This window comes from Gemmatimonadota bacterium, assembly GCA_039715185.1.
Classification (GTDB): Bacteria; Gemmatimonadota; Gemmatimonadetes; order Longimicrobiales; family RSA9; genus DATHRK01.
Genome location: JBDLIA010000017.1, coordinates 39842 through 46549, shown reverse-complemented (window position 1 = coordinate 46549; position 6708 = coordinate 39842). Strand labels below are relative to the sequence as shown.

The window sequence follows — 6708 nt, the reverse complement described above, 5'->3', positions numbered from 1 at the left end:
ACCCGCAGGATGAGCTCTCCGGGATGATCGAGCTTCAAGCCGTCGGGGCCGGCCATTCCTTCGAACGCCTTGAGGTCGGCTGCGCGCAGAACGAGGCGTGGGCCGGAGAATGCCTGCCACCAGCGCCGGCGCACCTCTCCACCGGCCACCGATGCAAGCGGGATTTCCATCTCGCGGACGTCCTCGACCTCGCGGTCCGTGCGCACGCCCGTTGCGCCCAGGTGCTCGGTCTTGCGCGCCAGGCGCCACTGGAGGATCAGCGATGAGCGGTGCAGCCTGGCCACGCCGTGCACGGTCTCGGTGGTCGTGGACAGCGAAGCCGCCCCGAGTTCCTCGCTGCTCCGCTTGAAAATGAACGGGACCGCGGCGATCGGAGGCGCGCCCGTCATGAGACCGCCACCACCGCGTACGCGCTCGCGTCCAGCGTGGCGCGGCCCTCACGCACCGCGGCCAGGAACGGCGCGGTAGTCGGCATCTCGTCCCACCGGGGATCGTCGATGCACGCGTCGTAGGCGGCCTCGTCCCGCCAGCGCAGGTACTGCAGCAAGCGCCCGCCATCCCGCGTTACGTGCAGAGCTCCCCCCAGAAAGCCATCGCACTCGCGGAAGCGGGCGAGCCCGGCGCGCGCGTGCTCCGCCATCTCGCCCAGGAGCGCCTCCGGAGCGTCCACCGTCACGACCACGGTGTGCTCAGCGTTACTTGTCGTAACGATGAGAGTTTTCGGTTCGGCGGGCTCATTCGGACGCGTCCGCTCGATCGCCCCGGAATCGTCAGTAGCCATCGGTTTCTTCCACGCGAGGATGGATCCCATGCAGCGTGCCAAGGCGCCCGCCACCGCCTTGTGGGCATTTGCCGCGGCCACCGCCGTTGCCTGCGGGAGCGAAGCGACAGCCCCAGGCAATGACGAGGACAACCCCGGGCAGGCTCCCACGTTCACGTCAACGCCGGTGACCTTCGTCGACCACAACCGGGTCTACCTATACAACGTGACGGCCACGGGCGCCGACCAGCTATCGGCCACGACTCCGGCCTGGCTCAACTTCAACGCGGCCACGGGGGCCCTGACTGGCGCCGCGGGCTGGGACAACGCGGAGGCTTCCTTCGCCGTCGCGATAATCGCCACCAACTCGGTGGGCACCAACACGCAGAACTTCTCGGTCGGCGTCGGGCGCGGCGAGATCATCTGCGACGAAGGCTTCGACGACCAGGCCACGTCTCCGTACGTGCTGCCCTACGCCGTGGGCGAGTTGTTCGGCGTCATGCAGGGCAACTGCTTCGCCAACGGCGGCCACAACCTGACCTTCGCCTACGATTTCAACACGGCCATCGGCGATACGATCAGGGCCGCGCGCGCCGGCGTCGTGTTTTCCGTGCAGGAGAGCTTCGTGGACGGCGACAACGCGTCGGGGAACGAGAACAACGTGTTCATCGAGCACGCGGACGGCACCGCCGTGCGCTACACGCACCTGATGCTCAACGGGGCGCTCGTGCAGGTCGGGGACGTGGTCACGCAGGGCCAGCCCATCGCCCTCAGCGGCAACACCGGCGCGACCGGCGGCGTGCCCCACCTGCACTTCGCGGTGTACCGCGCTCCGGGCAACTACACGCGCAAGTTCTCTCTGCCGGTGAACTTCCGAAACGCCATCGGCAACCTCGGCGCTCGCGGCGAGCCGCTCGGGGGTCAGTCCTACGAGGCCGGGGCGTTCACGCCGGACGGCAGGTAAGCGGGCGAGCCACGTCGTTCGGGGCGCGGCCCCGCCTCAGGAGCCGTCCGCTCGGCCCACGAGTACCCCCAGGAGCGCGTCGACTCCGGTGGCGTCCGCCGTGAGGTCCCAGGCGATCAGCCCGCCGAGGCCTTCTTCGTCTACGAGGCGGGCCTTTCGCAGCAGCGTCTCGCGCCCGTTGTAGTAGAACATCCCGACGCTGTCGCGCGTCGCGGCGTCGGGTTCCTGGGCCAGGATCTCCCGATAGAGCATCGTCTCACCTGCGGAAGAGAGGCCGTAGAAAGGCACCCCGAGGAACAGCTTTTCCGCCGGAGCGCCCATGTCCAGGTAGAGGTCGATAGCGCTGCGCGCGTAGCGGAAGGACGAATGGTGCCGTCCGTAGCCGCCCGCGTACGCCATCACGTGCACGCGATCAACGTGGTCGAAGACCTCCGGCCGGACGCCGCCCCCGCCCCAGGCCCAGGATCCGGCCACGGCCACCGCGAGCCCGATGCCGGCCGGCCGCAGCGCCTCGTCCAGGGTCCGCACCAGCGCCAGGTAGTGCGCGGCAGACGGCCCCAGGTCGGGGTGCTCCCAGTCGATCTCCACGCCGGCGAGGCCGTAATCGCGGGCCGCGTCAGCCAGCGCGCGCGCGAATCTCTCCCGGGCCGCCGAGTCCGCGGCCAGAGTCTCGAACGCGGTGTCATCGCCGTCGTTCCAGCCGCCGACCGTCAGGTGCACGCCGAATCCCTCGTCGCCCCCGCGGGCCACCAGCGCGCGCAGGCGGTCCGGGCGCGGGATGGAGTCCAGGCCGCCGTCGGGGGTGGGCAGCGCGAAGGCGTAGAACACGTCGCTCACGCCGTCGAAGGCGACCGAGTCGGGGTGCGCGCGCCAGCTCGCGAACCAGCCGGAGACGGCGGGTCTATCGGCGGTCGGTGGCGCGCAGGCCGCGTGCGCGAGCGCGGACACCAGCGCGGCGCACAGGACCGGGCCCCGCGGATTCACGCGCTGGCGGCCAGCTTGTGCGGGTTGCGGTTCGGGCAGGATCGACAAGAGAAGCGCCTCGAATTCGGGTACCGTTTCCCGCTGCGAATCACGGATGCCCCCCGGGAGGTTTTAGTTGACCCCTACGGCCTCAGGAATACGTGCGTCCAGTGGGTGTCGACCAGGCCCACGCCGTGGTGCATGAGGGAGCAGTTTTCGATGTTGGCCCTGTGCCCCGAGCTGTTCAGCCAGGCGCCGAGCACGGACTCCCCGCTCGTGTACCCGGCCGCGATGTTCTCGGCCCAACCGCTGTAGTCGATCTCCGCTTGCGCCAGTCTATCGCCGGGACCGTCACCGTCGGGATTGGTGTGGGAGAAGAAGCTCCGGTCGACCATGTCCTGGCTGTGAGCCGTCGCCACCGCTTCCACGTCGACGTCCCACTCCAGCGCCGCGCATCCCTCTGCGATGCGGTGGCTGTTCATGGACGCGACGAAGGCGGCGACCTCCGGCGCGAGCTCGAGCTCGGCCGGCGCGCCGGGCCCCGTCGGGCCGTCGTCCCCACAGGCCACGACGAGGGCGAGCGCGCAAAGCAAGCCGATTCTGGGCATGACAGGCTCCTCACTCGTGCGCGGGGAGAGCCGCGTGCGGGAACGGGAGGGGCGAGCGCCTGCGGTGAAACGGGAAGGGAGTGCTGAGCCCATAGGTAGCAGCGGCATGGCCTACGGGGCAACGATTACGTGCGGGGGCGCATCGGCAACGAACCACTCATCCCCGCAGCCGCATTCGGGGGTGTGACGATTCGACCTCGCCGCGCGCCCTCCGCTCCATGGGAAGCAGCGCCGCGTAGAGGAGATCGTGCACCGGCGTGGGCACGCGGTGCTTTCGGCCCAGCCGCGTCATCGCGCCGGCCAGCGCGTCGAGCTCCGTCCTGCGGCCGGCGTCGAAGTCGCGCTGAAGCGAGCTGGTGCCGTCGTGAGGCAGCGTGTCGACGAACGCGTCGATGGTGTCGACCACGCCCTCCGGGAGGCCGATGCCGGCTGCGACGCTGACCGCGTAGACCTCATCGAAAGCCGCCCGGAGCATGGTGCGTGTTTCCGTCTGCTCCCTGATCGCGCCCACCGTGGCTCGCGTCACGGCCCCCACGCCGCTCATCGGCGCGAAGAACAGGAACTTCCGCCACAGCTCCGCGCGGATGTCGGCGGAGGCGATGAGCCGCGCCGCCGGGCCCAGGTCGAGCGCCGCCTCGAGCGCCCGAACGCGCCCCGAGTCCCCACCGTCCGGTTCGCCCACGAGCAGGGTAGGCTCGACCCCCACGTGCTTGATGACCCCCGGTTCGGCGATGAAGGCGATGATGCGGCAGGTGCCGCCGAGGACTCTCTCGCGACCGACGACAGCGGCCAACTGGTCGGGAGCCTCGACGCCGTTCTGGGCGCCGAACACGACCGTGTCTTGGCCGACCAGGGCGCGTAGATGACCGGCGGCGTCGGGGAGCTGCCAGGTCTTGGTGGCCACGAGCACGGCGTCGACCTGCCCGATGCCGCTCGTGTCCTCCACGGCCAACACCGGGACGACGGCATCGCCCGCCGGGCTGACCAGCCGGACCCCGCGCGCGCGGATCGCCTCCAGGTGATCGCCGCGCGCGATCAGCGTGACGTCGTGCCCAGCGGCCGCCCAGCGCGCGCCGAAGTAGCCACCGACGCCTCCCGCTCCGATGATCGCGATCGTCACTGCTTCAGCCTCCTGCCCTCGTACTGCCACGATTCGGCGATGAGGAGATCGTTCGAAACTCGAACGAGTTCTACAATGCCCTCGAGCGGCTACCGTTCCGTCGACGGGACAACATAACGGGCCATGGACGGGATGAGGCCGCACAGCTTGACCCGGCGGACGCCGCGCCGCGTGACCGGGCACGCCGCCGCTTGACCGACGCCCGGGTCCACACTAGGCTCAGGTTCAGAAATAAAAGCTTCAGCACAGCGCATGACCTACGACCCGACCCTACTCAGCCGCCTCGAGCGCAACCTCCTGGAGACGCTCTACCGCCTGGGCGAAGCCTCCGCCTCTGAGGTCGCGTCCGCGATGCCGCCGGGCACTTCCGAGGATTCGGTCCGGGTCACCCTCGGCAAGCTGGAGAAGAGGGGAATCCTCACCCACCGGAGCGATGGGCCGAGGCACATCTACCGGCCAACCGTTCCCGCGGACGCGGCGGCCGCAAAGGCGCTGCGCCACCTGCTGTCGACGTACTTCGCCGGAGCGTCGTCCAAGGCCGTGCTGACGCTTCTCGACCTGTCGTCGAACCAACTCGACGAGACAGAGCTGGACGAGATCGCGGATTGGATCGAGGCGGAGCGGGAGGACGACGAGTGAGCGCGCTCCTTGCGTGGATGACCGGCGGCGTCGTGCTGGAGCTCGGCGTGTGGATCTTCGTGCGCGGCACCGCGCTGGTGCTCGTCGCGTGGGCGCTCGCGCGGATGGCCACGGGCAGAGGTGCGTCGCTGCGTCACGTGGCGTGGGGCGGCCTGCTCGCCGGCCTCCTCATCCTGCCGGCGGCCTCGGCGCTGGTCCCCGACCGGAAGTTCGTGGCGGGGGTGATCCCCGCCGAGCTGTGGGAAGCGCCGGCCGCGCCCCTGAGGACCGCGGCTGAGCCCGTGCTGATGGACGCGCGTGGCCTCCGTTCGCCTCTCGCGCCCGCTCCGTTCCAGGCGGAGTCAGAAGCAACGTCGGTCGCGGGCGAGCGCGCCGAGGGCCCCGCGCTGCCGTGGGTCGCGCTGCTCTTGTTGGCTTGGGGAATCGGCGCGGGAATCCTGCTCGCCAGGCTGATCGGCAGGCTCGTGGCGCTCCGCATCACCGGCAGGCGGTCGCCCCCCTGGCGGCACGATGCGGCCCACCAGGTCGCTTCGGAAGTGGCCAAAGAGCTGGGCATCCGGCGAGCGGTCAGCCTGGTCGCGGTCGAGGCTGCTCCCGCGCCCGCGTGCTGGGGCATTCTGAGGCCCACGGTCGGGTTGCCGAAGGCGGCGGCCTCCTGGGACAGGGACAGGCTGCGCGCCGTTCTCCTTCACGAGCTCGCCCACGTGCGCAGGTGGGACTACGTCACGTACCTGGCCGGCGAGATCGCGTGCGCGCTCTACTGGCCCAACCCGGCCGTCCTGTGGGCCGCCCGCAGGGCGCGCGCGGAGGCGGAGACGGCGTGCGACGAGATCGTGCTGCGGCACGGCACCCGTCGTCGCGCATACGCCGAGGTGCTGCTCGAAGCCGCGCGGGAAGCGTTGCCGCGGCGGCTGCGGCCGGGCCCGGTGATGACGATGGCGTCGGGGTCGGCGCTGCGGGATCGCGTGCGCGGCGTGCTCCGCTTTCGCGGGTTGGAGCAGGCTTCCAGGGCGCTGCTCGTCCGCACCGGGGTCGTCGGCCTGGCCGGCGCGCTCGCCGTCGTCGCGTTCGGCCTCGGCTCTGACAGGGATGCCCGCCGTGCGCATGCCCTGGTCGGGGTGTCCGCACCGGAGGCGGAGGTCCGCGCCGGCTCCGCGCGGACGCTAGGCGAGCTTGCCGACGTCCGCGCGCTGTCCGCGGTGGTGAGGCTGCTGGGAGACGAGTCAGCCGAGGTGCGGGCCACCGCCGCGACCGCCGCGGTGGACGTGGGCTCGCGCATGGCCACCGTCCCCCTCATGCGCCTCCTCGACGACGAAGACGCACGCGTGCGCGAGGCGGTAATCCTGGCCCTGGGTCGGACCCGCGACCGGCGCGCCTTCTACGAGCTGGAAGAGCTGACCGGCTCCACCGACGCCCGGATCAGGCTGGCCGCCACCTGGGCGATCGGCGAGATCAAGTGCGTACCCGCGATCAAACGGCTCTCCGATCTGGTCGTGCGCAGCGCGGATCCGGACACGCGGCTCGTCGCCGTGCGCGGACTGCGTGGCACTAGCGGCTATCTGCCGGACCGCGCGCTGCGGGAGGCCCGGAATGACCCCGACGACCGGGTCCGCGCGGCCGCAGCCGAAAGCCTGAGCCTCCGCTCGTAGGACCA

General features: G+C 70.8%; 8 protein-coding genes. 3 read left to right on the top strand and 5 right to left on the bottom strand.

The window, feature by feature from the left end; translation table 11 throughout:
- Positions 1–389: hypothetical protein (locus ABFS34_05220; GenBank protein MEN8374830.1), on the bottom strand; the 389-nt coding region annotated here is incomplete at its 3' end.
- Positions 386–781 carry a hypothetical protein gene (locus ABFS34_05215; GenBank protein MEN8374829.1) on the bottom strand — a complete coding sequence of 132 codons (396 nt, stop codon included), beginning with the start codon at positions 779–781 and terminating at the stop codon, positions 386–388. The genes ABFS34_05215 and ABFS34_05220, both read right to left, overlap by 4 nt.
- 28 nt (positions 782–809) lie before the next feature.
- Between ABFS34_05215 and ABFS34_05210 the strand changes: the two genes are divergently transcribed.
- A complete protein-coding gene (locus tag ABFS34_05210) occupies positions 810–1724 on the top strand; it encodes a M23 family metallopeptidase (protein ID MEN8374828.1) in 915 nt (304 codons plus the stop codon).
- 36 nt (positions 1725–1760) lie between these two features.
- Here the strand turns inward: ABFS34_05210 and ABFS34_05205 are convergent, their stop codons facing one another.
- The 3 genes from ABFS34_05205 to ABFS34_05195 form a co-directional block, all read right to left on the bottom strand.
- Positions 1761–2708: a glycoside hydrolase family 18 protein gene (locus ABFS34_05205; GenBank protein ID MEN8374827.1), complete on the bottom strand. Its 948-nt coding sequence runs from the start codon at positions 2706–2708 to the stop codon at positions 1761–1763.
- A 122-nt stretch (positions 2709–2830) separates the two neighbouring features.
- Positions 2831–3295: a CAP domain-containing protein gene (locus ABFS34_05200; protein MEN8374826.1), complete on the bottom strand. Its 465-nt coding sequence runs from the start codon at positions 3293–3295 to the stop codon at positions 2831–2833.
- A 157-nt stretch (positions 3296–3452) separates the two neighbouring features.
- Positions 3453–4415 carry a 2-dehydropantoate 2-reductase gene (locus ABFS34_05195; protein MEN8374825.1) on the bottom strand — a complete coding sequence of 321 codons (963 nt, stop codon included), beginning with the start codon at positions 4413–4415 and terminating at the stop codon, positions 3453–3455.
- 252 nt (positions 4416–4667) lie between these two features.
- Between ABFS34_05195 and ABFS34_05190 the strand changes: the two genes are divergently transcribed.
- The gene (locus ABFS34_05190; protein ID MEN8374824.1) at positions 4668–5054 is read left to right on the top strand and encodes a BlaI/MecI/CopY family transcriptional regulator; all 387 of its coding nucleotides are present in this window, start codon (positions 4668–4670) and stop codon (positions 5052–5054) included.
- Positions 5051–6703, top strand: a complete 1653-nt coding sequence (locus ABFS34_05185) for a M56 family metallopeptidase (GenBank protein ID MEN8374823.1) — start codon at positions 5051–5053, stop codon at positions 6701–6703. Before ABFS34_05190 ends, ABFS34_05185 begins: the two co-directional genes overlap by 4 nt.
- The last annotated feature ends 5 nt before the right edge of the window (positions 6704–6708 follow it).

Bases quoted from the DNA above. Each gene is read 5' to 3' on its own strand.
- ABFS34_05190 (MEN8374824.1), top strand. From the start codon at position 4,668: ATGACCTACGACCCGACCCTACTCAGCCGCCTCGAGCGCAACCTCCTG.
- ABFS34_05210 (MEN8374828.1), top strand. From the start codon at position 810: ATGCAGCGTGCCAAGGCGCCCGCCACCGCCTTGTGGGCATTTGCCGCG.
- ABFS34_05200 (MEN8374826.1), bottom strand. From the start codon at position 3,295: ATGCCCAGAATCGGCTTGCTTTGCGCGCTCGCCCTCGTCGTGGCCTGT.
- ABFS34_05215 (MEN8374829.1), bottom strand. From the start codon at position 781: ATGGCTACTGACGATTCCGGGGCGATCGAGCGGACGCGTCCGAATGAG.